Source organism: Streptomyces sp. NPDC002734 (genome assembly GCF_040295685.1).
Classification (GTDB): domain Bacteria; phylum Actinomycetota; class Actinomycetes; order Streptomycetales; family Streptomycetaceae; genus Streptomyces.
On sequence record NZ_JBEOVU010000004.1, the window covers coordinates 66,656 to 91,856 of the forward strand.

Genomic DNA, 25,201 nt, shown 5'->3' on the forward strand with positions numbered 1-25,201 from the left:
TGCCTGACGGGGCGTCGGTCAGGACGTGGCGTCGCCTCAGAAGGAGGCGATGACGGAGCCGGCGTACTTGTCCTCGATGAACTTCTTCACCTCGGGGGAGGTGAGCAGCTTGACGAGCTTCTTGACGCGCGGGTCGTTCTCGGAGCCCTCCTTGACGACGAGGAGGTTGCCGAAGGGGCTGTTCTCGGCGGACTCGAGCACCAGGGCGTCCTGGGCGGGCTTGAGGCCGGCCTCGATGGCGTAGTTGCCGTTGACCACGGCGGCGTCGACGTCGTCGAGGGCGCGCGGGGTCTGGGCCGCCTCGAGCTCCTTGAACTGGAGCTTCTTGGGGTTCTTGGTGATGTCGGCCGGGGTGGCCTCGCTCTCCGAACCCTTCTTCAGCTCGATCAGGCCCTTGTCGGCGAGGAGCTGGAGGGCGCGGGCCTCGTTGGCCGTGTCGTTCGGGACGGCGACGGTGGCGCCGCTCTTCAGCTCGTCGGCCTTCTCGAACTTGTTCGAGTAGAGGCCGAGGGGCTCGAGGTGGACCGCGACGACGGGCACGAGGTGGGTGCCGTTCTTCTTGTTGAAGTCGTCGAGGTACGGCTTGGTCTGGAAGTAGTTGGCGCCGACGGAGCCGTCCTCGGTGGCGGTGTTGGGAGTCACGTAGTCGGTGAACTCCTTGACCTGCAGGTCGAGTCCGGCCTTCTTCGCCAGGTTGTCCTTGACGTAGGTGAGGACCTCGGCGTGCGGCACGGGGGTCGCGGCGACGACGAGGGGGCCGTCGGTGGCGGCGGCCTTGTCGTCGGAGCCGCCGCAGGCGGTCAGGCCGAGGGAGAGGGCTCCGGCGGTCAGGAGGGCGGTGGCGACCTTGCCGTTGAGAAGCTTGGCGGTGTTACGCACGAAAAGTGCCTTTCCGTTGCGGCACGCGGGGCGTGCCTGGTGGTGCTCCCCCGCGTCGGGTGCGGGGAGGTCTGGGGGTGGGCCGCCGGGGGGCGGTCCGGAGGTGGGCGGACGGGGGCCTAGGCGGCCTTGCCGACCCCGGCGGCGTCGGAGGCGGCGGCGCCGTCGGCGGCGGCCTCGGGCTCCTTGGCCTTCAGCAGGCGCAGCCGGGGAGCGGGGCCGCCGCGTCCGCCGCGGCGGTGCAGGGCGCGGGCCCCGGCGTCGCCGGCGAACTGGATGAGGGCGATGACCACGGCGAGGACCGCCACGGTGACCCACATCAGCCCGGTCTCGAACCGCTGGTAGCCGTAGCGGATGGCGATGTCGCCGAGTCCGCCGGCGCCGACCGTGCCGGCCATCGCGGAGTAGCCGATGAGGGCGACGACGGTGGTGGTCGCGGAGGAGATCAGTGAGGGCAGCGCCTCGGGGACGAGGACCTTGCGGACGACCGTCCAGGTGTTGCCGCCCATCGCCTGCACGGCCTCGACCAGTCCGTGGTCGACCTCGCGGACGGCGGTCTCGACGAGGCGGGCGAAGAACGGGATGGCGCCGATGGCCAGCGGCACGATGGCGGCGTCGCGGCCGATGGTGGTGCCGGTGATCAGGCGGGTGAAGCTCATCAGCGCGACCATCAGGATGATGAACGGCAGCGAGCGGGCGATGTTGACGACCTGGCCGATCACCTTGTTGGCGACGACGTTCTGGAGCAGGCCGCCGCGGTCGGTGAGGACCAGCAGGACGCCCAGCGGCAGGCCGCCGACGATCGCGATGAGGGTGGACCAGCCGACCATGTACAGGGTGTCCCAGCTGGCCTGGCTGAGCAGCGGCTGCATTTCGGACCAGGTCACTTGGTCACTTCCTTCGCGTTGACGCCGGCCTTCGCGTTGACGCCGGCCTTCTCGTCGAGGGCGGCCTTCTCGTCGGAGGTGACGAGCTCCACCTGGAGGCCCTGCTCGCGCAGGAGGCCGACCGGGACGACGTTGTCGTCGTAGCGGCCGGGCAGTTCGATGCGCATCCGGCCGATCTGCGCGCCGCCGACGGTGTCGACCGCGGCGCCCAGGATGGAGACGTCCACGTTGTAGGTACGGGCGAGCTGGGAGATGACCGGGCGGCCGGTGGACTCGCCGTGGAAGGTGATGTCCAGGACGGTGCTGCCCGGGCCGGAGGCGCCGCCGCCGACCGGGAAGAGCGCGGCGGCGAGCTGGGAGCCGGGGGTGGCGAGCAGCTCGCCGACGGTGCCGGACTCGACGACGCGGCCGCGCTCCATCAGGGCGGCGGAGTCGCAGACCGTCTTGACGACGTCCATCTCGTGGGTGATCAGCAGCACGGTCAGGCCGAGCTGCTGGTTGAGGTCGCGCAACAGCTGGAGGATCGAGCGGGTGGTCTCCGGGTCGAGGGCACTGGTCGCCTCGTCGGACAGGAGGACCTTGGGGTCGCCGGCCAGGGCGCGGGCGATGCCGACGCGCTGCTTCTGGCCGCCGGAGAGCTGGGCCGGGTAGGCCTTGGCCTTGTCGGCGAGGCCGACCAGGTCGAGCAGTTCGAGGGCCTTGGCGGAGCGGTCGCGGCCGGAGCGGCCGAGGATCTCCAGGGGCAGCTCGACGTTCTCCTGCACGGTGCGCGAGGAGAGCAGGTTGAAGTGCTGGAAGACCATGCCGATGCGGCTGCGGGCCTGGCGCAGCGCCTTGGAGGCGCGCGGGCCGCGCCCCGCGAGGGCGGTGAGGTCCTGCCCGGCGACGGTGACCGTGCCGGAGGTGGGGCGCTCCAGGAGGTTGACGCAGCGGATGAGGGAGGACTTGCCGGCGCCGGACTGGCCGATGACGCCGAAGACCTCCCCCTCGCGGACGTGGAGGTCGACGCCGTCGATGGCGGTGACCTCACGGCCGCCGGAGCGGTAGATCTTGGTCAGACCCGAGGTGGTGATCACAGGGGTTTCCGTCACTGTCGAGTGCCGGGGGCGGGGTGGCGCCCCGGTCACGGGTGCATTCGGTCGGACCGCGGCACGGCGCGCCGCTCCGGCTCCGGCCACGGCGGTGCGGCGGAGGGAGGACGGGGGATCCGTGGTGCGCGGGCGGCACGGTGAGGCCGCGGGGCTCGCTTCGGGGCGCGAGGCCTAACGTCTTGCAGGGGCCCTCTAACAGGCGCGCATTCGACACATGCGACGAGCACCGGGCGTCGGGTTCGCCTCGGTCGCAGGGGTGGTGCGGCTCGTCGTGGTCATGGGCGTAAGTAAATCAGACGATCACAGGCAAGAGGGACAGGGTGTCCGGCATGCGGACACCCTGTCCGGTCAGCGGCTGGTTCGGCGTCCGGTTCGACCTGGTTCAGGCGAGGCGGGAGACCGCGATGCCGTCCGGAGTGACCTGCGCCGACAGGGCGGACAGGTCCGGGACCACCAGGTCGGCCTCCAGCTCGTGCGCCGGGTGGGTTGTGGCCAACGCCACCGTGCGCATGCCGGCCGCGCGGCCGGAGCGCAGGCCGGCGGGGGCGTCCTCGAACACGAGGCAGCGGGAGGGGTCGACGCCGAGCGCCTTGGCGGCCAGCAGGTAGGGCTCCGGGTCCGGCTTGCCGCAGGTGATGTCGTCGGCGGCGACCAGGGTCGTGGTGGTGAGGCCGACCCAGGCGAGGCGCGCCTCGGCGAGCCGACGGGAGGCGGAGGTGACGACGGCCCACCGGTCGGCGGGCAGGCCGTGCAGGAACTCCCGGGTGCCGGGGAGCGCGGTCACTCCTCCGTACGGCACGTCCTCCACCTCGATCTCCTCGATGCGGGCGACGGCGGCGGGCACCCGGTCCGCGGGCAGCAGGTCGGCGACTATCTCGGCCGCGGGGCGGCCGTGGAGCTCGATCGCGCCGAACTGCTCGCGGGTGACGCCGTGCTCGTGGGCCCAGGCCGTCCAGGACCGGGTGACCGAGTCCAGGGAGGACAGGAGCGTGCCGTCGTTGTCGAACAGCAGGGCGTCGGCGTGGAGGATCGTCATACTTCGACCCTAACCAAGGCCCCGGTCGAAGCCCCGGCCGAGGCTTCGACCCTGGCCGAGGCTCCGTCCCAGGCCCCCGGGGGCGGTCGCGGCCCCTCGCGCGCGGGCCCGGAGGGCGGGGGCGGCCGACGGGGGGACAATCCCCCCGTAATACAGTCTCCGCATGCTCGTAGCCCTGACCGTGGCGACCGCCGTGGCCGCACTCCTCCTCGCCGCCTGGTGCGGCTGGGCCGCCTGGCGCGACCAGCCGACCAAGGACTGGCACTTCATCGGCATGGCCGTGGTCGCGCTGCTGGCCACGGTGCAGCTGGTGGTAGGTGTGGTGCAGCTGGCCCGTGGCGAGAAGCCCGAGCAGGGCACGGTGATCTTCGTGTCCTACCTGCTCGGCGCCTTCGCCTGCGTGCCGGCGGCGGGGTTCATGTCGCTGGCCGAGCGCACCCGCTGGGGTTCGCTCACGGTCGCCGCGGGCGGTTTCGTCCTGGCCGTGCTGCAGGTGCGGCTCTACGACATCTGGGGAGCCTGAGATGACGCCGGAGCAGACGACGCCGCCCCGCCGGAGGCTGATCTCCGGGCCGGGCATCCTCCTGGTGTGGCTGTACGGCGTGATGGTGGTCGGCGCGGTCTCCCGCTCGGCCTACCAGATCTCCACCGAGTTCGACCGGGCTCCGCTGGCGTACTCGCTGTCGGCGCTGGCCGGGGTGGTCTACGGCTTCATCACCTACACGCTGGTGCGCGGAGGTGAGCGGGCCCGGCGGGCGGCGGTGGTGTGCTGCGCCGCCGAGCTGCTCGGCGTCCTGGTGGTCGGCGCCTGGACGCTGGCCGACCCCGGGGCCTTCCCGGACGCGACGGTCTGGTCGGACTTCGGGATGGGCTACCTCTTCATCCCGGTGCTCCTGCCGGTGACCGCCCTGTACTGGCTGGTCCGGGGCTCCGCCGGGGACCGTCGGGCCGTGGCCGCGTAGGACGGCGCCGGGGACCGTCGGGCCGTGGCCGCGTAGGCCGCCGCCGGACCGTCCCCGCGTAGGCCCGCCGTCAGGCCGTGGCCGCGTAGACCGCCGTCCCGGCGTCCGGTTCCTGGCCGACCGCCGTCGTCCGCTCGAGGACGATCCGCGGGATGCCGTCCGGCCCCTCGGCGCGGCCGGTGGCCCGGTACCCGAGGCGGCGGTAGAGCCGCAGTCCGGGCTCGCTGCGGTTGCCGGCGCTCAGCCGGAAGGCCGCCACCTGGGAGCTCTCGGTCACCGCGGCCTCGGCGGCGCGCAGCAGCCGGGCTCCGATGCCGTGCCCCTGCAGGCGGGGGTGGACGCACAGTCCGTCGATCTCGCCCGCGTCGTCGGCGGTCACCCGGCCGTAGACGGCGCCGATCACCTCCTCGCCCAGGCGGGCCACGCAGACGATGCCGGAGGCGATCTCCGCGCGGACGTCGGCGAGGGACTCCGTCAGCGGGCCCAGGCGGTGGTCGCCGTAGATCACGGCCTCGCTCTGGAAGCACAGATACCTGAGCCGGAAGATCTGCTCGGCGTCCTGCTCGGTCGCCCTGGAGATGGTCACGCTCATGCCCATGTGTGCATGCCTCCCGCTCACTTGCTCACCAGTGGTCCTTCACACCTATCCCCGCCCCGGACGCGGCGCAACCTCCGGACCGAGCAGCCGCCGCAGACATCCCAGACATCGGGAGCGTTCCGGGCCGAGACTGCCCTGTGAGATACCCAACTCCCGGGCGATCTCCCGGTAGGTGAGGTCGTGCGGCGAGAAGAGCGCGGTGAGCAGCCGGGGGCAGCGGCCGGGCAGCCGCCGGACGGCTTCCTGGAGGGCGCGGCGGCGGGCCGAGGCCAGGGCCAGCTGTTCGGGGCCGGGCCAGGTCTCGTCGGCCGGGTCGCGGCGCAGGGCGCGTTCCCGGCGGGCGGCGCGACGCGCGGCGCGGGCCTCGGCGCGCACCGCCCCGCGCAGCCAGCGGGCCGGGTCGCCCGGCGGGTCGGCCCGCTGGAGGCGCTCCAGGAGCCGGAGCCACACGGCCTGCTCCAGGTCCCCTGCCTCGGCTCCGGCGGCGACGGCCTCGGCCGCCGCCTCGGCGGCCAGCAGGGGGCGCAGCCGGTCCACCATGTCGTGCGGCTTCATACGCTCACAGGACGGCGGTCCGGAGCCGGCGGTTGCCTCCCTCGGGCCGATGTCACCCTGACGAAGGCCCCCGCGTGCGCCCGGTTGACGCCGGTCGCACGCAGGGGCCTCCTGCTCCGTGGGCCGGAGCCCGACGGGGACCGGCCGGGCGGATCAGCGTGCCGCGCGCCAGAGCTCGCGGGCCAGCAGCCCGGTGTCGGGCTGGTCGGTGAAGACGCCGTCGATGCCGGTGTCGAAGTAGGCGCTGAACGCCGCGAACGCGTCGCCGTAGGCGTCGGGCTCGGCGCCGCGGCGGAAGTTCGCCGGCAGGAACGGGTTCTCGTTGCGCATGGTGTACGGGTGGAGGATCAGTCCCGCCTTGTGCGCGTCGGCGACCAGGGTGGTCGGCGAGGTCAGGTTCCCGGCCGCGTCGCGCGGGACGATCAGGTCGAGGGTGGGCCCGATGCCGTCCGCGAAGGAGGCGATCCAGGCGAGGCCCTGCGGGGTGATCAGGTCGGAGACCTTGCGGGGGTCTCCCTGCTGCTGGAGGTCCCAGGGGCGGGTTCCCGCCGAGGAGAGCAGCACGGCGAGCGGGTTGTCGACCAGTTCGCGCATCCTGCGGATGCTGGTCGGCTCGAAGGACTGAAGGAGCACGGGCGAGGTGCGGCGGTGTTTGCCGTGCCGGCGCAGCACCTTGGCGAGACGTTCCTCCAGCGGCAGGCCCTGCTCGCGGAAGTAGCTGGGGTGCTTGAGCTCGGGGTAGATGAAGACCTGCTTGCCGCGCCTGCGGGCCTGCTCGTCCTGCCAGCGCAGTACCTCCTCGAAGGTGGGGATCTCCCAGACGCCGTCGTAGAGGGTGTTGTGCGGGCGGTTGGCCGGCACCCGCTCCTTGGCGCGGAGGGTCTTCAGCTCGGCCAGCGTGAAGTCCTCGGCGAACCAGCCGGTGGTGGCGACGCCGTCCAGCGACTTGGTGGTGCGGCGGCCGGCGAACTCGGGGTGGGCGGCGACGTCGGTGGTGCCGCCGATCTCGGGCTCGTGACGGCAGACCAGGTGGCCGTCCTTGGTGATCACCAGGTCGCCGGCCTCGACGATGTCCGCGCCCATGTCCAGGGCGAGCTGGTACGCGCCGAGGGTGTGCTCGGGGCGGTGGCCGCTGGCGCCGCGGTGGGCGATCACCGCTGGTTTGGGAAGCCCGGCGAGACCCCGGCCGCGTCCCGCGTCACCCTCGGCGGCCACGGCCGCGCCGCCCGTCCCCAGCGCGGCCGCGGAGGCGCCCAGCAGTGCGGCTCCCAGCACGGCCCGCCGTCCGGCGCCCCGGGCGCCTTCCCCCAAGGCCGCTGGGCCCTCGGCCCGCGCCGGTCCTGCGGGTCCTGCGGTTCCTTCGCTTCTCGCCATCGGTGCTCCCTCGTGAGATCACGACAACAGGTCGGCCGGATCGTAGGTGCGCGTCCATGACGGTTGAAGGTCCCCGGAACGACGGGGCGGAAAACAGCGGGTGTCCGCTCGGACTCGTGCCGTGTTCCACCCGTGTGACGTACCGATGTCGTTGCGGGCCGGGCAGGTGACACGAGGTCAACAGTGTGCAACGGGTCCGTCAACCGGATGTGCGTCCTGGGCATCCGCGCGAGTATCGTCCTCACCTGCACGGACTCGTCCGTTTCCGTCGGACCCCTTGACATGGGAGGGCTCGTTGTCCCGCTTCGCGCTCATCAAGGCAGTGCTCGGACCGATCATGCGCCTGATGTTCCGCCCACGCGTCGAAGGCGCGGAGAACATTCCCGGGACGGGGGCGGTGATCCTGGCCGGAAACCACCTGACCTTCATCGACTCCATCGTGCTGCCCCTGGTCACCGACCGGCAGGTCCTCTTCATCGGCAAGGACGAGTACGTCACCGGCACGGGGATCAAGGGCCGCCTGATGGCCTGGTTCTTCACCGGCGTCGGCATGATCCCGGTCGACCGTGACGGCGCGAACGGCGGTGTGGCGGCGCTGATGACGGGGCGGCGGGTGCTGGAGGAGGGCAAGGTCTTCGGCATCTACCCGGAGGGCACCCGCTCCCCCGACGGCCGTCTCTACCGGGGCCGCACCGGCATCGCGCGGCTGACCCTGATGACCGGGGCGCCGGTGGTGCCGTTCGCCATGATCGGCACGGACAAGCTGCAGCCCGGCGGCAACGGCATGCCGCGGCCCGGCCGGGTCACGGTGCGGTTCGGCGAGCCGATGGAGTTCTCCCGCTACGAGGGCATGGACCGCGACCGGTACGTGCTGCGGGCGGTCACCGACTCGGTCATGACCGAGGTCATGCGGCTCTCGGGCCAGGAGTACGTCGACATGTACGCCACCAAGGCCAAGGCGGCCTGACCTCGGGGGCGGCACGCCGCGGGTCCGCCCGCCCCCGGCGCGGGGCGGACGTCAGGCCGGCGGCGGGGCGAGCTTGGCGGCCACCGCGTCGAGGACCCAGTCCAGGCCGGTCGCGAAGGACGTCTCGGCGTCCACGTCCGTGCCGTCGTACACGGCCTTGGCCAGCGCGGGAAAGCGGCCCGTGTCCAGCATCCGGGTCAGCCGCGGCCCGGAGGCGCGCTGCCAGTCGTGCTTCGACATGCCGGTGGCGCGCTCGGCCCGCACGTGGGCGATCTCGCGTCTGATCGCGCCGGTGACGTAGGCGTTGACCGTCTCCACCGCGCGCAGTGCGGTGTCGATGCCGGCCCGCCCGTCCAGGGCGGCCAGCGAGGCCTCGCCCACCGCGAGGGCGTTCGGGCCGAGAGTCGCCCGGCCGCCCAGCAGGTCGGCCGGCCATTCGTGCCGGAGGGCGGCGGCCCTGGTGCGGTGGGCGAGGATGCTCAGCGCCTCACGCCAGTCACCGGACTGTTCCTCGGGCAGGATCTCGGCGTACACCTCGTCCAGCATGAGGTCGAGCAGTTCCTGCTTGGTGGAGATGAAGCCGTAGAGCCGCATCGGGCCCGCGCCGAGCCGGGCGGCGACCTTGCGCAACGACACCTCGCCCAGACCGCCCTCGTCGGCCAGCGCGACGGCGGCGGCGACGATCCGCTCCCGGTCGAGCGGTACGGGGCGGTTCGGCGGCTCCGGCCGGTCCCACACACTCATGAAGTCCACCGCTTCCCTGTGATACACCGTATCGAGGCAATACAGTGTATCGCCATGAGACATCGTATCGCTGTTGTGGGCAGTGGCCCGGGAGGCCTCACCTTCGCCCGTGTCCTGCACCGCCACGGCTGCCGCGTCACCGTCCTGGAGCGCGATCCCGCCCCCGACGCCCGCCCGCCGGGCGGCGCACTGGACCTTCACGAGGGGCTGGGCCAGACCGCGCTGGACAAGGCGGGCCTGCTGAAGGAGTTCCAGGCGCTGTCCCGTCCGGAGGGACAGGCCATGCGCATCCTCGCCCCGGACGGCACCGTCCTGCGCGACTGGCGACCCGGTCCGGACGACCGGGCCAACCCGGAGATCGACCGCGGGCAGCTCCGCGACCTGCTGCTCGGACCTCTCGACGTCCGGTGGGGGCGGAAGGTGACGCGGGTGGAGCCGGGGACGCCGGAGGGCGCCGTGATCCATTTCGCGGACGGGCGGCAGGAGGCGTTCGACCTCGTGGTCGGCGCGGACGGCGCCTGGTCCCGGACGCGCGCGGCCCTCTCGCCGGTGACGCCCCACTACACCGGCGTCACGTACGTCGAATCCTCCGTCGACGACGTGGACACCCGCCACCCCGAACTCGCCCGGCTGATCGGCGACGGTTCGGTGGCCGTCTACGGGGTGAACCGGGGTCTGGTGGCGCAGCGCAACAGCGGCGGCCACGTCAAGGTGTACGCCCAGTTCCGGGCGCCGCTGGACCGGTACGCGGATCTGGACCCGGCCGACGTGGAGGCGGTGCGGTCGAGCCTGCTGGCCCTGTTCGACGGCTGGGCCGCCTCTGTCCTCGACCTGCTCGCCCCCGCCACCGCCTTCGTCCACCGCCCCCTGTACGTCCTGCCGGCGGCCCACACCTGGCCGCACGTCCCCGGGGTGACGCTCCTGGGCGACGCCGCCCATCTGATGCCCCCGCTGGGGGTGGGCGCGAACCTCGCGATGCTGGAGGGCGCCGAACTCGCCGAGGCCCTGGCCGGCGGCTCCGATCCGGACGAGGCCGTCCGCGCCTTCGAGGAACGGATGTGGGCGCGGGCGGGCAGGTGGGCGGAGATGACGGCGGCCGGACTGGAACGCCTGGTGAGCCCGGACCCGGCCGGAGCCCTCGCGCTCTTCGACGAGGTCCAGCCGTCGTAGCCGTCCTGACCGGCGGACGGCGGAGCCGGGGCACACGGTGTCGGCCCCGCCCCGCGCGAACGGGACGGGGCCGAAACCGCGTGTCAGGGCCGTGCGGCCGGAGCGGGGCTCAGGCGCGGGCGGTGGACCAGGCGTGCTGGGCGGCGACGTCCTGCTTGACCTCGGCGAGCTGGACGGCGACCGCGCTCGGGGCGGTGCCGCCGCGGCCGTCGCGCGAAGCCAGGGCGCCGGGAACGTTCAGCACGCTCCGCACCTCCGGCGTGAGGTGCTCGCTGATCTTCGCGAACTGCTCGTCCGTCAGCTCGTCCAGTTCCTTGCCCTCCGCCTCCGCGGCCTTCACGCACTCGCCGGCCACCTCGTGCGCCACCCGGAACGGCACGCCCTGCTTGACCAGCCACTCCGCGATGTCGGTGGCCAGCGAGAACCCGGCCGGGGCCAGCTCCTCCATGCGCTCGCGGTGCACCGTGAGGGTGGCCATCATGCCCGTGAAGGCGGGGAGCAGGACCTCGAGCTGGTCGATGGAGTCGAAGACCGGCTCCTTGTCCTCCTGCAGGTCGCGGTTGTACGCGAGCGGGAGGGCCTTGAGGGTGGCCATCAGTCCGGTGAGGTTGCCGATCAGACGCCCGGACTTGCCGCGCGCCAGCTCGGCGATGTCCGGGTTCTTCTTCTGCGGCATGATCGAGGAGCCGGTGGAGAAGGCGTCGTGCAGGGTGACGAAGGAGAACTCCTTCGTGTTCCAGATGATGATCTCCTCGGCGATCCGGGAGAGGTTGACGCCGATCATCGCGGTGATGAACGCGAACTCCGCGACGAAGTCGCGCGACGCGGTGCCGTCGATGGAGTTGGCGGCCGAGCCGTGCTCGAAGCCGAGGTCCTTGGCGACCGCCTCCGGGTCGAGGCCGAGCGAGGAGCCGGCCAGCGCCCCCGAGCCGTAGGGGGAGACGGCGGTGCGCTCGTCCCACTGCCGCAGTCGCTCGGCGTCCCGGGTGAACGCCTGGACGTGGGCCAGGACGTGGTGGGCGAAGAGCACCGGCTGGGCGTGCTGGAGGTGGGTGCGGCCGGGCATGGCGACGTCCGGGTGCGCCTCGGCGAGGCCGATCAGCGCGTCCTGGAGGTCGGCGATGAGCCCGCCGACGATTCGCGCGTGGTCGCGCAGGTACATCCGGAACAGCGTGGCGACCTGGTCGTTGCGGGACCGGCCGGCGCGCAGCTTGCCGCCGAGGTCCGGGCCGAGCCGCTCCAGCAGTCCGCGCTCGAGGGCGGTGTGGACGTCCTCGTCGGCGATGGTGCCCACGAAGGAGCCGGAGGCGACGTCCTGCTCCAGCTGGTCAAGGCCGGCGATCATGCGCTCGAGCTCGTCGGCGGTGAGCAGACCTGCCTGGTGGAGCACCCGGGCGTGGGCGCGGGAACCCGCGATGTCGTAGGGCGCCAGCCGCCAGTCGAAGTGGACCGACGCCGACAGCTTCGCCAGCGCCTCGGCGGGGCCGTCCGCGAACCGGCCGCCCCAGAGGCGGACGTCACCGCTGTTGCTGCTCACTTGCTGTGCTCCTCGTTGCCGAAGGCCGATGGGGTGCGACCGGGTGGTGCGCCGTCGCCGCTATGCATGATTATGCAGTGCTCCGCATGAATCGTCAATTCACTCCCGGCCGGTCCGGCGCGGCAGCCGCCCGGCTACATTGAACATGTTCAAATAACTCGGGGGTGGGTCATGACGGTTGTACAGGACGGGAGCGCGGACCTGGGCGTGCACCGGCGCCAGCGTGTCCTGCTGGCGGGAGCGTGGGCCTGCGTGGTGTTGGGGACGGCGTGCGCGACCTACCTGGCCGCGGGCCTCGTCCCCGTGTTCGTGGTGGTGGCCGCGCCCCTGGGCGTCACGCTCCGGCGCGGCCTGACCCACCGGTCGTTCGCGCGCCGCTGCGCGATCCTGAGCGGCTACCTGACCGTGATGTCGGTGCTCGGCGCCTTCTTCGCCCTCTTCCTGTTCCTCCCGGCCGCGCTCCTGCTCGCGGCGGCGGCCGCGGCGGGCCCACGCCGGGGCAGGATCGGCGCGGCGGCCCTGACCGGCCTCGGCAGGCTGGTCGTGACGGCCGCCGTCGCCGGCGTGCTCTGGGGCGCGTGGGAGCTGGAGATCGGCCCCCGGCTGGCCGAGCCGCACACCTTCCGGGCGACGATCACCGCCACCGACGACGAGCTCGAGGAGATGGAGCCCCCGGCCGGTCAGCTGGAACACCTCGGGGCCACCGACGTGTTCATGCTGGGCAACGACTCGGGCTGGACTCTCCAGGTCCGCTTCCCGGACGACCTCCCCGAGGACCGCCGGGACCAGCTGCGCGCGGCGATCGTCTCCCTGGAGGACGTGTCGGACGACGTCGAGCTCTGCCCGGTCCGCGAGTGCGGCTGAGTCCACTCCTCGGAATTGCCGCACGCCTCAGGCGAGTTCGCAGGAGGATTGCCGCATGGGTAAGTCATACGACCGGATCGACGACCGGCTCCGCGCGTTCATCGAGGCTCAGCCCGTCTTCTTCACCGCCACCGCTCCCCTCGCCGCCGACGGCACGGTGAACCTCTCCCCCAAGGGCCTCAAGGGCTCCCTGGCGGTCCTGGACGACCACACCGTCGCGTACCTGGACTTCGCCGGCTCGAACGCCGAGACCGTGGCGCACCTGCGCGAGAACGGGCGGATCACCCTGATGTGGTGCGCCTGGCAGGGCCCGCCGACGGTGCTGCGGGTGCACGGCACCGGTGAGGCCGTCTTCCGCGACGACCCGCGCTTCCCGGAACTGTTCGCGCACTTCCCGGACATCGAGTCCGGGAACCACGGGCTGCGGGCGATCGTGGTCGTCACGGCCCGGCTGATCCGCGACGCCTGCGGGTTCGCGGTGCCGCACATGACGTACGAGGAGGACCGCGACCTGCACGCGAAGCGGTTCGCCCGCGAGGACGACGAGTCGCTGAGCGCGTACTTCGCCAAGAAGGACCACATCGCCACCAGCATCGACGGCCTGCCCGGCGTGCCGCTCCCGCTGCCTCCGGTGGCTCCCTGACGATGGGCGCATGCGCCTGCGCCCCGGTGTCGCCATCGCCCTGTGCCTGCCCCTGCTCGCCGCCTGGACCGCCCCGGACGCTCCCCCGCCGCCGCTGCCGCTGCCCGCGCGGATGGCGGACACCGGCGGCGGCTCGCAGCTGATCACCGCGGAGGCGGCGGCCACCGGCAGCACGACCGGCACGGTCACCTGGTGGGACCGCACCCCGGCCGGCTGGGCGCGGGCCGGGTCGGCGCCCGCCTGGTTCGGGGCGAACGGGCCGGCCGACGGCGCGACCCGCCGGCAGGGCACCTCCACGACGCCCACCGGCCTGTACGACCTGCCGTTCGCCTTCGGTGTCGAGCCGGCGCCCGCGGACGTCCGCGTCCGGTACCGGCGGGTGGGGCCGGACTCCTGGTGGTGCCAGGACAACGACAGCCGCGCCTACAACCGCTGGAGCGAGCCGCTGGCCGCGGACTGCCGGCCCGGCGAGGCCGAGCACCTGGTCGCCTACCGCGCGCAGTACGCGCACGCGCTGGTGATCGGCTTCAACTACCGCAGGCCGGTGCGCGAACGTGGCGCGGGCATCTTCCTGCACGTCGACGGCCGTGGCGCGACGGCCGGCTGCGTGTCCGTACCGGCCGGAGCGATGCGCCGCGTCCTGCGCTGGGCCGACCCGGCCCGCGCCCCGCACACGCGATCGGCACGGCGGACGGGCCGACGGCGATCACGCGTTACTGACCGGCCGTCGGGCGCGCCCGACGGCCGGTCAGGGGGTGGTCCGCCGGCTGTTCTGCGCCAGCGACAGCAGGTGGTCGGCGAGCGCCTGGCCGCCGGACGGGTCCCGGCTGATCAGCAGCAGGGTGTCGTCACCGGCGATGGTGCCCAGGATGTCCTGAAGCTCCGCCTGGTCGATGGCGGAGGCGAGGAACTGGGCGGCCCCGGGCGGGGTGCGCAGGACCACGAGGTTGGCGGAAGCCTCCGCGGAGATCAGCAGCTCCCCGGAGAGCCGCCGCATCCGCTCCTCCTTGGCGGACTCCCCCAGCGGCGCACGCGGGGTGCGGAAGCCGCCCTCGCTGGGCACCGCGTAGATCAGCTCGCCGTCGGTGTTGCGGATCTTCACCGCGTTCAGCTCGTCGAGGTCCCGGGAGAGCGTCGCCTGGGTGACGCTCAGCCCGTCGTCGGCGAGCAGCTTGGCCAGCTGGCTCTGCGACCGCACCGGCTGCCGGTTGAGGATGTCGACGATCCGGCGGTGCCGGGCGGTGCGGGTCTGCGGCACGGCGGGCCCGCCGTGCTGCTCGTGGTCCTGCGCCTGACTCATCGTGTGTTTCGTCTCCGGATCCGGTTCGTCCGTCCTCGGCGGTTCTTCCGCCTAGCGGGTCGTGGCGTCGGCCGTCGCCGTGACCGTGTCGGCGGCCGTGGCGAGGATGCCGGGGAACGCCTGGAGGAAGGCGTCCGTCTCCGCGTCGGTCAGGGTCAGCGGGGGCATCAGCCGGACCACGTCGGGGGCGGGCGCGTTCACCAGGAACCCGGCCTCCTGGGCCGCCTGTTGCACGCGGGGTGCGAGCGGCCCGGTGAGCACGATACCCAGCAGCAGTCCCTCGCCCCTGACGTGGGAGATCGTATCGGCGCCCAGGGCCTCGATTCCGGTGACGAGGCGCTCGCTCTGCCGCTTGACGTTGTCGAGCAGTCCGTCGGCGGCGATGGTGTCCAGGACGGCGAGGCCGGCCGCGCAGGCGACCGGGTTGCCGCCGAACGTGGTGCCGTGGTGACCAGGCTGGAACAGCTCGGCCGCCCGCCCGAAGGCGACGACGGCGCCGAGCGGGAGACCGCCGCCGATGCCCTTGGCCAGGGTGACCACGTCGGGCAGCACACCCTCGTGGGCCTGGTAGGCGAACCAGTGGCCGGTGCGGCCGATGCCGGTCTGCACCTCGTCGAGGACCAGCAGCGCGCCGCTCGCGGCGGTGATGGCCCGGGCGGCCTTGAGGTAGCCGGCCGGGGGCACGACCACGCCGTTCTCGCCCTGCACCGGCTCGATGATCACCATGGCGGTGTCCTCGGTGACGGCGGCCGCCAGGGCCTGCGCGTCGCCGTAGGGGACGTGGGTGACGTCGCCGGGCAGCGGGCGGAAGGGTTCCTGCTTGCCGGGCTGGCCGGTGAGGGCCAGCGCGCCCATGGTGCGGCCGTGGAAGCCGCCCTGGGTGGCCACCACGTGGCCGCGGCCGGTGAGCCGGCCGAGCTTGAAGGCGGCCTCGTTGGCCTCGGTGCCGGAGTTGCAGAAGAAGACCCGGCCGCTCCGCCCGAACAGCTCGATCAGCCGCTCGGCGAGCGCCACGGTGGGTTCGGCGGCGAAGAAGTTGGAGATGTGGCCCAGCGAGGCGATCTGCCGGGACACCGCCTCGACGATCGCCGGGTGGGCGTGGCCGAGGGCGTTGACGGCGATGCCTCCGACGAAGTCGAGGTACTCCTTGCCGTCGGCGTCCCAGACCTTGGCGCCCTCGCCGCGGGCGAGCGCCAGCCGGGGGGTGCCGTAGTTGTTCATCAGGGCGCCGCTCCAGCGCTCCTTCAGTTCGGTGTCGCTCACGACTGCCCCTCCTCGTCGGCGACGACGGGCCCGTCCGGCACGACCATCGTGCCGATGCCCTCGTCGGTGAAGATCTCCAGCAGGATCGAGTGCTGGACCCGGCCGTCGATGACACGGGCGTTGCCGACGCCGTTGCGCACGGCGTGCAGGCAGCCCTCCATCTTCGGCACCATGCCGGCGGAAAGCTCCGGCAGGAGTTTCTCGAGCTCGCTCGCGGTGAGGCGGCTGATCACCTCGTCGCTGTTCGGCCAGTCCTCGTAGAGGCCCTCGACGTCGGTGAGGACCATGAGGGTTTCCGCGTCGAGCGCCGCAGCGAGTGCCGCAGCCGCCGTATCAGCATTGACGTTGTAGACATGTCCGTCGTCCTGGGAACGGGCGATCGAGGAGACGACCGGGATCCGGCCGTCCGCCAGCAGCGCCTCGACGGCGCCGGTGTCGATCGCGGTGATCTCTCCGACCCGGCCGATGTCGACGAGCTCGCCGTCGATCTCGGCCAGGTGCTTGGTCGCGGTCAGGGTGTGGGCGTCCTCGCCGGTGAGGCCGACGGCGAGCGGGCCGTGCTGGTTGAGCAGCCCGACCAGTTCGCGCTGGACCTGCCCGGCGAGCACCATCCGGACCACGTCCATGGCCTCCTCGGTGGTGACCCGCAGCCCGGCCTTGAACTCGCTGACGATGCCGTGCCGGTCGAGCGCGGCGCTGATCTGCGGGCCGCCGCCGTGCACCACGACCGGCTTGAGGCCGGCGTGGTGGAGGAAGACGACGTCCTGGGCGAAGGCGGCCTTGAGCTGCTCGTCGACCATGGCGTTGCCGCCGAACTTGATGACGACGGTCTTCCCGCGGTGGCGGGTCAGCCAGGGCAGCGCCTCGATGAGGATCTGCGCCTTGGGCAGGGCGGTGTGCCGGCGGGTGGGGCCGCTGCTGTTCTTGCTGCTCTTGTTCCCGGCTGTCGTCATGAGGAGTACGCGCTGTTCTCGTGGACGTAGTCGGCGGTGAGGTCGTTGGTCCAGATGGTGGCGGTCTCGTCGCCGGCCGCGAGGTCGGCGACGATGTGCACCTCGCGGTAGCGCATGTCGACCAGTTCGCGGTCCTCGCCGACGCCGCCGCTTTTGCAGACCCAGACGCCGTTGATGGCGACGTTGAGCCGGTCGGGCTCGAAGGCGGCGCCCGTGGTGCCGATGGCGGAGAGCACGCGGCCCCAGTTGGGGTCCTCGCCGTGGATGGCGCACTTGAGGAGGTTGTTGCGGGCGATGGAGCGCCCGACCTCGACGGCGTCGGCCTCGGTGGCGGCGTTGACGACCTCCACCTTGATGTCCTTGCTGGCGCCCTCGGCGTCGCGGATCAGCTGCTGGCCGAGGTCGTCGCAGACGGCGCGGACGGCGGCCGCGAACTCCTGCTCGCCGGGCGTGATCCCGGAGGCGCCGGAGGCGAGCAGCAGCACGGTGTCGTTGGTGGACATGCAGCCGTCGGAGTCGACGCGGTCGAAGGTGACGCGGGTGGCGTCGCGCAGCGCCTTGTCCAGGACGGCGGAGTCCAGGTCGGCGTCGGTGGTGATCACCACGAGCATGGTGGCCAGGCCCGGGGCGAGCATGCCCGCGCCCTTGGCCATGCCGCCGACCGTCCAGCCGTCGCCGCCGGCCACCGCGGTCTTGTGCACCGTGTCGGTGGTCTTGATGGCGATGGCGGCCTTCTCGCCGCCGTGCTCCGAGAGCTGCGCCGCGGCCGCGGGGATGCCGGGCAGCAGCTTGTCCATCGGGAGCAGCACGCCGATCAGTCCGGTCGAGGCGACCGCGACCTGGGCGGCGTTCAGTCCGAGGACCTCGGCGGCCTTCTCCGCGGTGGCGTGCGTGTCCTGGAAGCCCTTCGGACCCGTACAGGCGTTGGCGCCACCGGAGTTGAGGACCACGGCGGACACCTCGCCGCCCTTGAGGACCTGCTCGGACCACAGCACCGGCGCGGCCTTGACGCGGTTGGAGGTGAAGACGCCCGCGGCGGCCAGACGGGGGCCGTTGTTGACGACCAGGGCGAGGTCGGGGTTGCCGTTCTCCTTGATGCCGGCGGCGATGCCCGCCGCCGTGAATCCCTTGGCTGCCGTGACGCTCACGGTGCGACTCCGATCGTGGAAAGTCCGGTGGTCTCGTCCAGACCCAGTGCGATGTTCATGCTCTGCACGGCGCCGCCGGCGGTGCCCTTGGTGAGGTTGTCGACGGCGGCGACGGCGATCACGCGGCCGGTGGCCTCGTCGTACGCGACCTGCACCTGGACCGCGTTGGAGCCGACGACCGAGCCGGTGGCCGGCCACTGCCCTTCGGGGAGCAGGTGGACGAACGGCTCGTCCGCGTACGCCTTCGCGTAGGCGTCGCGCACGGTCCCGGGGGTGACGCCGGGCTTGGCCTTGGCGCTGCAGGTGGCGAGGATGCCCCGCGGCATGGGCGCGAGCATCGGCGTGAACGACACGCTCACCCGCTCCCCGGCGGCGGCGCTGAGGTTCTGGATCATCTCCGGCGTGTGCCGGTGGCCGCCGCCGACGCCGTAGGGCGACATGGAGCCCATGACCTCGCTGCCCAGCAGGTGCGGCTTGGCGGCCTTGCCGGCGCCGGAGGTGCCGGAGGCGGCGACGATCACGGCCTCCGGCTCGGCCAGGTCGGCGGCGTAGGCCGGGAACATGGCCAGCGACACGGCGGTCGGGTAGCAACCGGGCACCGCGACACGCTTGGACCCCTCCAGCGCGGCGCGGGCGCCCGGCAGTTCGGGCAGGCCGTAGGGCCAGGTACCGGCGTGGGCGCTGCCGTAGAACTTCTCCCAGTCGGCGGCGTCCTTCAGCCGGAAGTCCGCTCCGACATCGATCACCAGCACGTCGGGGCCGAGCTGTTCGGCGACGGGGGCGGACTGGCCGTGCGGCAGCGCGAGGAAGACCACATCGTGCCGTCGGCCCTGCCCGGCGAGCACCTCGGGGGTGGTCGCCTCCAGCACCCGGTCCGCCAGCGGCAGCAGGTGCGGCTGCAGCGCGCCGAGCCGCTGCCCCGCGTTGGAGTTCCCGGTCAGTGCGCCGATCTCCACCTCGGGGTGCGCGATCAGCAGCCGCAGCAGCTCTCCGCCCGCGTATCCACTCGCTCCGGCAACCGCCGCTCGTACCGTCATGGGTCCTCCCTATCGATGGCACGACTATACGGTGGCGCGCATTTTTATGCAATGAGGTGATCAGGGAGCGGACACGGACCCTGCGCGGGCCGGAGCGACGGCCGAGCTGACCGACCCGGGGCACCAGCCGTACGAGGCGCTCGGGCGGCTCGACGGCCATGCCGCCGCCGCTGTCGGCTGGGATCCGGAGCGGCGAACGGATCTTGCCGAGCTCCGGGCGGAATGGTCACGGGACCTCGCCGACGACAGCCTGAGCGGGGTCGTGCTGCGGGAAGGTCTGCGCGACGAGCTGCGCCTGGGCGACGCATAAGCCCCGTTTGAGCCCCGTTCCGGCCCGGCCACCTCTGGGTTCTCCACCGCGGGGAGACTCACGGGAAGCACCCCTGACCGGTCGGGTTCACCCGTGCAGGTCCTCCGGGCGGAGGGGGATGCCGCGCAGGTGGCGGCCGCGTTCGCGCATGGTGACGAGGAGGCGGTGGCCCTCGGCGGCGGGGACGAGGCCGCGGGCGACGGCCTCACGCATCACGCCGACGGTGTCGAGCACCCGGATGCCGCGACGGTGGGCGTAGCGGCCCGCGTCGGCGTCGTCGGTGATCCACACGGCGGTGCGGAACTCGCGCCGGGTCTCGATGACGGCCAGCGTCTCGGCCTCGCCGAGGTGCTGCAGCGGCCGGTGGGCGAGGCCGCCGAAGACGACGCGCCGCAGCCGCTCGACGAGGGCCTGTTCGACCTCGCCGTCGACCTCGATCGGCTCGCCCAGCCAGCCCGCCCCGTCGGCCAGTCCGCCGAGGGCAGGGAGGTGGACGGCCGACCGCTGCGCCTCGTAGGCGACCGCCTGGGTCCAGCGGCCCCGGTCGTCCAGGACCTTCTCCAGTAACGCGAGCCGGTCCACCGCCGCGAAGCTGCACAGGACCGTGTTGTCGGGGAACCACCAAGGTCTGCTCATGGCTGGAAGACGAGGTCGCCCTTCTCCTCGGCGGGCAGGGCCGCGGCCGACGCCTCGGGGGCCAGCTGCTCACGCAGGACGTCGGCCTCCCGGTCCAGGTAGGCGGCGAGCGGTCGCAGCGTGGTCTCGGCCGCCTCGTACGCGTCGTAGAGGCCACGGGCCGGGCCGGACGGGACGCGCTCGGCGACGGCGGAGGCCGTGCGGTCCTGCAGCCGGCCGGCCTCGCCGACGAGCAGGTGACACTGCTCGGTCGTCATGCCGCGCAGGGTCTTCCTCGCCTCGCCGGAGATCACGCCGAGCTGGTGGAGGCGGGCGGCCAGCGCGCTGGGCGAGACCTGGAACCGTACGACCAGCGCGGCCTGGGTCGCCTCGGGGAGATCGGCGAGGTCGGCGAGGTCGGCCGTGCCGGCGGCCCTGGGCAGGTGCCCCGCCTTCTCCACCGCGAGCGCCACCTCCCGTTCCGGCATCAGGAACCCGGCCGCGAAGACGTTGGCGCGGACCTCGTCGTAGTTCTTCTGGTGGCCCGGCGCCAGGTGCCGCTCGGCCAGCGGCTGTTGGGCGTCGCGGGCGAGCACGTGGCCCAGCTCGTGGGCGAGGGTGAAGCGCTGGCGCGTCCACCGGTCGGTGCGGGCCAGGAGGACGAGGCGGAACGCGTCGGTGTGCCAGGCGACGCCGTCCACCCCCGCGGGCAGGCCGACCTGGGCGACGTCGACCCCGAAGACCTGGTCGACGACGTCGACCAACTGGGGGGTGTCCAGCTCTGCCACCGAGGCCACCCCGTGGGACTCCAGCAGCGCCAGGGCTTCCCGGGCCAGCGCCTCGCCCTGGTCGACGAACCTTTCCACGCCCTCCGGCGGAGCGGGCAGTTCGGGGAGAGGGCGAGCGCGCCCGAGGGCTTCGAGCACCTCGTACGCGCCGGTGAAGCGCCGCAGCAAGGACTCGAGCGAGGCGTCCGAGGGACCTCCGGCTCCCGGCGCCCCGCCGGTCCGCACGTCCGGGGGTGCGGCTGGGCTGTTCCTCCCCGCCCCCGCCGTCCTCGCGGCGAAGCTCGGCCGGAGCGGTTCGCGGCCGCTGAGCAGCCAGTCGACCGTCGTGTCGCCGAACTCCGCGACGCGGGCGAGGTCCAGCGAGGTGAAGCGGCGGACGCCGTTGAGGGACTTGGACAGCTTGTCCGCGGTCAGCCCGACCCGCTCCGCGAACGCCGCCTGGCTGAGGGACGCCGCGTCCATGACCTTGCGTACCCGGTCGTGCACAGACTCGTCCATACAGTGACGTTAGCCCCGCGTTGCGAAAATCGCAATGCCCCGTCCGGGTGGCCTTCCGCTCCGAGTCGTCTGCGGTCAGGATGGGGGCGTGATCGCTGCGCCTCCCGAGGAACCCGTCGAACTCCCGCCCGCCGTCGCCGCGCTGGCCGCCGGACGGCCGGTCCGGGCGGTGTGGCGCAACCTGCTCGGCGGCCTCACCTTCCGCATCGGCGACGAGGCCGGTACGGACCCCGACGACCCTCCGCACTTCGCCAAGTGGGCGCCCGCGGGGAGCGGGTCGGACCTCCCGGCCGAGGCCGTCCGGCTGCGCTGGGCCGCCTCGTACACGGCCGTGCCGCCCGTACTGGCAGAGGGCGGCGACGCGACGGGAACCTGGCTCGTCACCCGGGGCCTGCCGGGCGCCTCCGCCGTGGACGAGCGGTGGAAGGCGGACCCGGCGACCGCGGTCCGCGCCGTCGGCGCCGGGCTGCGCGCCCTGCACGACGCCCTCCCGGTCGCGGACTGCCCGTTCGACTGGTCGGTGGAACGGCGGCTGGCCAAGGCCCGGTCGCGGGTCGCGTCGGGCGCCGTCGACCCCGCCGCATGGCCGCCGGAACTGCGCCCGCTGGGCACTGTGGAGCGCGCGATGCGCCTGCTGGATGACCCGCCCCCGGTCGACCGCCTGGTCGTCTGCCACGGCGACGCCTGTGCCCCCAACACCCTGGTGGGCGACGACGGCGAACCCACCGGCCACGTCGACCTCGGCACCCTGGGCGTGGCGGACCGTTGGGCCGACCTGGCCGTCGCCACGTGGAGCACCCACTGGAACTACGGCCCGGGGTGGGAGGAAGCCCTGCTCGACGCCTACGGCGTCGAGGCGGACCCGGCGCGGATCACCTACTACCGGGTGCTGTGGGAGCTCACCGGCTGACGACGGAGCCGCCCCGCCCACCCGAGCCGTCCCACAACCGCCGCGACCGGGCCTCCGCCAGGCCGCCCCCTGCCCGGTGCGAGCACGCCGGCAGGAGTCGAGCCATGAGCGGGCGGGGCGGCCGACCAGGGATCGAAAGGCGGCCCGCTCGTGGCCGACCACGGCTCCTTCCACCTGTACTACGGAGCCGCGCCGGACCAGGCCACGGCGCTGGAGGCGCTCACCGCGGTGAACGCCCCCGTGTACGCCCTCGCCAAACCCGACGGCGGCGGTCCTGGCAGCGGGGCCGCCAACATGTTCGTCCTCGGCTACCGCCCGGTCAGCTACGTCGCGGGGCCCCGGCCCGACGGCACCCGCCGCCCCGCCCTGGTTCTCCGGGGCGGGGCGGCGGGGACGCAGCCTTCGCCCGCATGGTCGTGGGCGTAGCGCGAATCACCGGACGACGGGTCGATCGTGAACATCTCGCCGAGCAGGCCCTGCCGGAGACGGAGACCGGTTCAGAACCGCCGGAGCCAGGCCGCCGCCCCGTGCCCGACGAGGAGGTACACCCCGGCCGGCAGCGCGTAGTTGAGGAAGGTCCGGAAGACCTCGGCGTCCATGCTGAAGATGTCCTGCGACCACCAGGCGAGGCCGTCGGCGGCGCCCTTCACGAAGTCGACGAACACGTTGCCCTGGTTGGCGTCGAACAGGTACAGCACGATCCACAGGCCGAGGAAGGCGGCCGCGATGTCGGCGATCGTGTGGATGACCAGGGCGGCACGCAGCTGCCCGGTGTCGTCACCGCGCGGCCTGACCACCGGAGCCGGGGCCGGAGCGGGCGGGACCGCCAGGTGAGCGGGCTCGGCAGGCACGTGTCGCGGGGTGGTCCGGCGCAGGTCGCGGCCGTATCCGTGCCGCTCCGGCGGCAGTTGCCCGTAGTCACTCATGGCGGTCCCCATCCGGCGCGGTCACGGCGCCTGCGTCTTGGTCCTGCTCTTCGTCTGCCTCGAACCGATTTCTCGGCTCCGCATCGTTCAGCAGAAGCCGGACGCGCTGGCCGAGACCGGGTCGAGGAACGGGAAGGATCCGGTGCAGGGCCTGTGACCGTCGGAAGGAAACGCGCGGCCGCGCAGGCTAGGCGAGGGGGATGGCCACCCCGTGCTCCGCCTCGGGACGGGGGCCGTGGATGCGCCGGTCGGCCTCCGTGATGGCGACGTCGTTGATGCTCGCCTCGCGCCGCCGCATGAGGCCGCGCTCGTCGAACTCCCAGAGCTCGTTGCCGTAACTGCGCCACCACCGGCCCTCCTCGTCGTGCCACTCGTACTGGAAGCGCACCGCGATCCGGTCGCCGTCGAAGGCCCACAGGCTCTTGCGCAGCGCGTAGTCCAGCTCGCGCTCCCACTTGCACGTCAGGAACGCGACGATCTCTGCCCTGCCGTGGACGAAAACGTCGCGGTTGCGCCAGACCGAGTCGGGTGTGTACGCCGACGCCACGCGCCGCGGATCACGGGTGTTCCACGCGTCCTCGGCGGCCTGGACCTTCCGCCGGGCGGTCTCCCGGGTGAACGGCGGGTAGGGCGGTCGGTCGTCGGTCACGTCAGCCTCCTCAAAGTGGAGAACGCGCGTTCTCCACGCTTCGTCGACTAAGGTAGAGAACGATCGTTCTCAACGCAAGGAGCCCCGATGCCCGCCCCGCTCACCGAGGAGCAGAATCGTCGCGCCCGCGAGGACCTGCTGGACGCTGCGGAGAAGTTGTTCTACGAGCGGGGCGTCCAGACCGTGGGCATGGACCAGGTCCGGGCGGCATCCGATCTCCCCCTGAAGCGGATCTACCGCCTCTTCCCCACCAAGGAGGACCTGGTGGTGGCGATGCTGCGGCGTCGCGACCTGCGCTGGCGCGCGAGCCTGGCCGCCCGCGTGGAGCAGGTCACCGACCCCCGGGAACGCGTCCTGACGGTCTTCGACTGGCTGGCCGACTGGTTCGCCGAGCCCGGCTTCCGGGGCTGCGCCTGGATCAACGCCCATGGCGAGCTCGGTTCCTCCTCCCCCGCCGTACTGGCCGAAGTCCTGTCCCACAAGCGGGCGTTCCGGGCGCAGCTCGCCGAGTGGGTGCGCGCCGCGGGGGCGCCGGACGCCGCCGACGCGGTCTTCCTGCTGGCCGAGGGCGCCGTCGTCACCGCGGGCATCACCGGGGATCCGGCGTCGGCCCGGCAGGCGCGGTCGGCCGTGGCGGCGCTGCTGGCTCAGCAGGGCGGCGAGACGACGGACCCGTCCGGTTCCGCTCCAGCCTCGATCTCGTAGAGCTGCCCCGACGGGATGTCGGGCCCCAGGTCACGGCCGTACGTGCGGCGGAGTTCCTCCGCGCTGGTGAAGTACAGCGTGACGACCCGCGCGCTCCCGTCGCCGCCCTTGGTGAAGCACACGTCCTGATGCCGGCCGGCGAAGCCGGGCGGGGGCGACGGAGGTTTCATCGGTGGCGGGGCGTCGGACGGTTCGGGATGCGCGAAGTACCTCCACCCGTCCGCGCGCGCCACCCGGCGATAGTGGGCGGTCACCTCTTCCGCCGTACCGGGGTGGACGAGCAGCCGCCGCGCCGAGAGCCACGCGTCACCGCTGTCGTCCGAGCACGAGGAGGACGCCGCGGCCTCTCCCCCGACCGCCTTCGCGCCGGGTGGCGGGGAGGCCAGCAGGGGCGTGTCCTCCAGTTCCCGCATCAGGCTTTCCGTCCCCTCGCATCCCTCGAACGGGGACAGTGCGGAACACCCGACCGGTCCGCCGGCGAGCAGGACCACGGACAGCAGCAGGCCGGCGACACGGCCGGCCCCTGCGGGAGGTCGGCGCCAGCGCCGCACGTCGTCGGCGGTGCGGACGAGGAGATGCGCATGCGCGGAGTCACACCCGGGCGTCCTTGCCTCGCCCTCGCTGCGAACGGTCGTGACGAGGCCCATGCTTCGTGACTCCCTTGCTCACCTGATCACCGGGGACAGGTCGGCGCACGGAATCCGGACCTCGGTCGTCGAGCAACTGGCCGACCTATGCGGGCCCTTCAGGTCAGGTCGAGAAGTCAGGGGACCCCCGGGGATCATCGGACGC

Annotated in this window: 28 protein-coding genes and 1 pseudogene; 10 read left to right on the forward strand and 19 right to left on the reverse strand. The window is 72.9% G+C overall.

The features are described 5' to 3' along the window. Positions 1-36: 36 nt before the first annotated feature. The 4 genes from ABT026_RS05210 to ABT026_RS05225 all read right to left on the reverse strand — a co-directional run bounded on the left by ABT026_RS05210 (position 37) and on the right by ABT026_RS05225 (position 3,893). Entirely contained in the window at positions 37-879 is an 843-nt protein-coding gene (locus ABT026_RS05210; RefSeq protein ID WP_351112322.1) for a MetQ/NlpA family ABC transporter substrate-binding protein, read from the reverse strand. 119 nt (positions 880-998) lie between these two features. Further along, positions 999-1,766 carry a methionine ABC transporter permease gene (locus ABT026_RS05215; RefSeq protein WP_351112325.1) on the reverse strand — a complete coding sequence of 256 codons (768 nt, stop codon included), beginning with the start codon at positions 1,764-1,766 and terminating at the stop codon, positions 999-1,001. Then, on the reverse strand, positions 1,763-2,842 hold the full coding sequence (locus ABT026_RS05220; protein ID WP_351112327.1) for a methionine ABC transporter ATP-binding protein: 1,080 nt from the start codon (positions 2,840-2,842) through the stop codon (positions 1,763-1,765). The genes ABT026_RS05215 and ABT026_RS05220 overlap by 4 nt, the downstream gene beginning before the upstream one ends. 397 nt (positions 2,843-3,239) lie before the next feature. Next, positions 3,240-3,893 (reverse strand): HAD family hydrolase, encoded by a 654-nt coding sequence (locus ABT026_RS05225; protein WP_351112329.1) that lies wholly within the window; start codon positions 3,891-3,893, stop codon positions 3,240-3,242. Positions 3,894-4,056: 163 nt separating this feature from the next. Between ABT026_RS05225 and ABT026_RS05230 the strand changes: the two genes are divergently transcribed. After that, positions 4,057-4,416 carry a hypothetical protein gene (locus ABT026_RS05230; protein ID WP_351112330.1) on the forward strand — a complete coding sequence of 120 codons (360 nt, stop codon included), beginning with the start codon at positions 4,057-4,059 and terminating at the stop codon, positions 4,414-4,416. 1 nt (position 4,417) lies between these two features. Next, the gene (locus ABT026_RS05235) at positions 4,418-4,855 is read left to right on the forward strand and encodes a hypothetical protein (protein WP_351112332.1); all 438 of its coding nucleotides are present in this window, start codon (positions 4,418-4,420) and stop codon (positions 4,853-4,855) included. A 70-nt stretch (positions 4,856-4,925) separates the two neighbouring features. On the opposite strand, the gene ABT026_RS05240 is transcribed toward ABT026_RS05235, so the two are convergent. From ABT026_RS05240 to ABT026_RS05250, 3 genes are all read right to left on the reverse strand, one after another. Next, complete coding sequence (locus ABT026_RS05240; RefSeq protein WP_351112334.1) at positions 4,926-5,453, reverse strand: GNAT family N-acetyltransferase; 528 nt, start codon at positions 5,451-5,453, stop codon at positions 4,926-4,928. Between the two features lie 45 nt (positions 5,454-5,498). After that, entirely contained in the window at positions 5,499-6,008 is a 510-nt protein-coding gene (locus ABT026_RS05245; protein WP_351112337.1) for a sigma-70 family RNA polymerase sigma factor, read from the reverse strand. 153 nt (positions 6,009-6,161) lie between these two features. Beyond that, the gene (locus ABT026_RS05250) at positions 6,162-7,283 is read right to left on the reverse strand and encodes a glycerophosphodiester phosphodiesterase (RefSeq protein WP_351112340.1); all 1,122 of its coding nucleotides are present in this window, start codon (positions 7,281-7,283) and stop codon (positions 6,162-6,164) included. 376 nt (positions 7,284-7,659) lie between these two features. Here ABT026_RS05250 and ABT026_RS05255 point away from each other — a divergent pair, with 376 nt between their 5' ends. Then, on the forward strand, positions 7,660-8,349 hold the full coding sequence (locus ABT026_RS05255; RefSeq protein ID WP_502967904.1) for a lysophospholipid acyltransferase family protein: 690 nt from the start codon (positions 7,660-7,662) through the stop codon (positions 8,347-8,349). A 51-nt stretch (positions 8,350-8,400) separates the two neighbouring features. Here ABT026_RS05255 and ABT026_RS05260 read toward each other — a convergent pair whose 3' ends face one another. Continuing rightward, the gene (locus ABT026_RS05260; RefSeq protein ID WP_351112342.1) at positions 8,401-9,093 is read right to left on the reverse strand and encodes a TetR/AcrR family transcriptional regulator; all 693 of its coding nucleotides are present in this window, start codon (positions 9,091-9,093) and stop codon (positions 8,401-8,403) included. Between the two features lie 30 nt (positions 9,094-9,123). Here ABT026_RS05260 and ABT026_RS05265 point away from each other — a divergent pair, with 30 nt between their 5' ends. Then, on the forward strand, positions 9,124-10,263 hold the full coding sequence (locus ABT026_RS05265; RefSeq protein ID WP_351112764.1) for an FAD-dependent oxidoreductase: 1,140 nt from the start codon (positions 9,124-9,126) through the stop codon (positions 10,261-10,263). A gap of 109 nt (positions 10,264-10,372) precedes the next feature. On the opposite strand, the gene argH is transcribed toward ABT026_RS05265, so the two are convergent. Beyond that, positions 10,373-11,800, reverse strand: a complete 1,428-nt coding sequence (argH, locus tag ABT026_RS05270) for an argininosuccinate lyase (RefSeq protein WP_351112344.1) — start codon at positions 11,798-11,800, stop codon at positions 10,373-10,375. A gap of 171 nt (positions 11,801-11,971) precedes the next feature. Between argH and ABT026_RS05275 the strand changes: the two genes are divergently transcribed. From ABT026_RS05275 to ABT026_RS05285, 3 genes and pseudogenes are all read left to right on the forward strand, one after another. Beyond that, positions 11,972-12,664 (forward strand): hypothetical protein, encoded by a 693-nt coding sequence (locus ABT026_RS05275; RefSeq protein ID WP_351112347.1) that lies wholly within the window; start codon positions 11,972-11,974, stop codon positions 12,662-12,664. Positions 12,665-12,719: 55 nt separating this feature from the next. After that, complete coding sequence (locus ABT026_RS05280; RefSeq protein WP_351112349.1) at positions 12,720-13,307, forward strand: pyridoxamine 5'-phosphate oxidase family protein; 588 nt, start codon at positions 12,720-12,722, stop codon at positions 13,305-13,307. Between the two features lie 10 nt (positions 13,308-13,317). Then, positions 13,318-14,027, forward strand: a pseudogene (locus tag ABT026_RS05285) (hypothetical protein). A 28-nt stretch (positions 14,028-14,055) separates the two neighbouring features. Here ABT026_RS05285 and ABT026_RS05290 read toward each other — a convergent pair. The 7 genes from ABT026_RS05290 to ABT026_RS05320 all read right to left on the reverse strand — a co-directional run bounded on the left by ABT026_RS05290 (position 14,056) and on the right by ABT026_RS05320 (position 21,219). Beyond that, entirely contained in the window at positions 14,056-14,607 is a 552-nt protein-coding gene (locus ABT026_RS05290) for an arginine repressor (RefSeq protein WP_351112351.1), read from the reverse strand. A gap of 51 nt (positions 14,608-14,658) precedes the next feature. Beyond that, positions 14,659-15,828, reverse strand: a complete 1,170-nt coding sequence (locus ABT026_RS05295; protein WP_351112767.1) for an acetylornithine transaminase — start codon at positions 15,826-15,828, stop codon at positions 14,659-14,661. A gap of 38 nt (positions 15,829-15,866) precedes the next feature. Continuing rightward, a complete protein-coding gene (gene argB, locus ABT026_RS05300; RefSeq protein ID WP_351112353.1) occupies positions 15,867-16,823 on the reverse strand; it encodes an acetylglutamate kinase in 957 nt (318 codons plus the stop codon). Then, the gene (gene argJ, locus ABT026_RS05305) at positions 16,820-17,971 is read right to left on the reverse strand and encodes a bifunctional glutamate N-acetyltransferase/amino-acid acetyltransferase ArgJ (RefSeq protein ID WP_351112356.1); all 1,152 of its coding nucleotides are present in this window, start codon (positions 17,969-17,971) and stop codon (positions 16,820-16,822) included. Before argJ ends, argB begins: the two co-directional genes overlap by 4 nt. Then, positions 17,968-19,008 (reverse strand): N-acetyl-gamma-glutamyl-phosphate reductase, encoded by a 1,041-nt coding sequence (gene argC / locus ABT026_RS05310; protein WP_351112358.1) that lies wholly within the window; start codon positions 19,006-19,008, stop codon positions 17,968-17,970. Before argC ends, argJ begins: the two co-directional genes overlap by 4 nt. Before the next feature lie 397 nt (positions 19,009-19,405). Further along, positions 19,406-19,954: a PIN domain-containing protein gene (locus ABT026_RS05315; protein WP_351112360.1), complete on the reverse strand. Its 549-nt coding sequence runs from the start codon at positions 19,952-19,954 to the stop codon at positions 19,406-19,408. Next, positions 19,951-21,219 carry a helix-turn-helix domain-containing protein gene (locus tag ABT026_RS05320; RefSeq protein ID WP_351112362.1) on the reverse strand — a complete coding sequence of 423 codons (1,269 nt, stop codon included), beginning with the start codon at positions 21,217-21,219 and terminating at the stop codon, positions 19,951-19,953. Before ABT026_RS05320 ends, ABT026_RS05315 begins: the two co-directional genes overlap by 4 nt. An 88-nt stretch (positions 21,220-21,307) precedes the next feature. Between ABT026_RS05320 and ABT026_RS05325 the strand changes: the two genes are divergently transcribed. Beyond that, positions 21,308-22,129 carry an aminoglycoside 3'-phosphotransferase gene (locus ABT026_RS05325; RefSeq protein ID WP_351112364.1) on the forward strand — a complete coding sequence of 274 codons (822 nt, stop codon included), beginning with the start codon at positions 21,308-21,310 and terminating at the stop codon, positions 22,127-22,129. Between the two features lie 150 nt (positions 22,130-22,279). Further along, a complete protein-coding gene (locus ABT026_RS05330) occupies positions 22,280-22,555 on the forward strand; it encodes a hypothetical protein (RefSeq protein ID WP_351112366.1) in 276 nt (91 codons plus the stop codon). Positions 22,556-22,626: 71 nt separating this feature from the next. On the opposite strand, the gene ABT026_RS05335 is transcribed toward ABT026_RS05330, so the two are convergent. Then, on the reverse strand, positions 22,627-23,055 hold the full coding sequence (locus ABT026_RS05335; protein WP_351112368.1) for a hypothetical protein: 429 nt from the start codon (positions 23,053-23,055) through the stop codon (positions 22,627-22,629). 187 nt (positions 23,056-23,242) lie between these two features. Continuing rightward, positions 23,243-23,704 (reverse strand): nuclear transport factor 2 family protein, encoded by a 462-nt coding sequence (locus ABT026_RS05340; protein WP_351112369.1) that lies wholly within the window; start codon positions 23,702-23,704, stop codon positions 23,243-23,245. 87 nt (positions 23,705-23,791) lie between these two features. Here ABT026_RS05340 and ABT026_RS05345 point away from each other — a divergent pair, with 87 nt between their 5' ends. Further along, complete coding sequence (locus tag ABT026_RS05345) at positions 23,792-24,409, forward strand: TetR/AcrR family transcriptional regulator (protein WP_351112371.1); 618 nt, start codon at positions 23,792-23,794, stop codon at positions 24,407-24,409. Here ABT026_RS05345 and ABT026_RS05350 read toward each other — a convergent pair. Next, positions 24,352-25,056, reverse strand: coding sequence for a hypothetical protein (locus ABT026_RS05350; protein WP_351112373.1), 705 nt, complete (start codon positions 25,054-25,056; stop codon positions 24,352-24,354). The two genes, ABT026_RS05345 and ABT026_RS05350, sit on opposite strands and share 58 nt — an antisense overlap. Between the last annotated feature and the right edge of the window lie 145 nt (positions 25,057-25,201).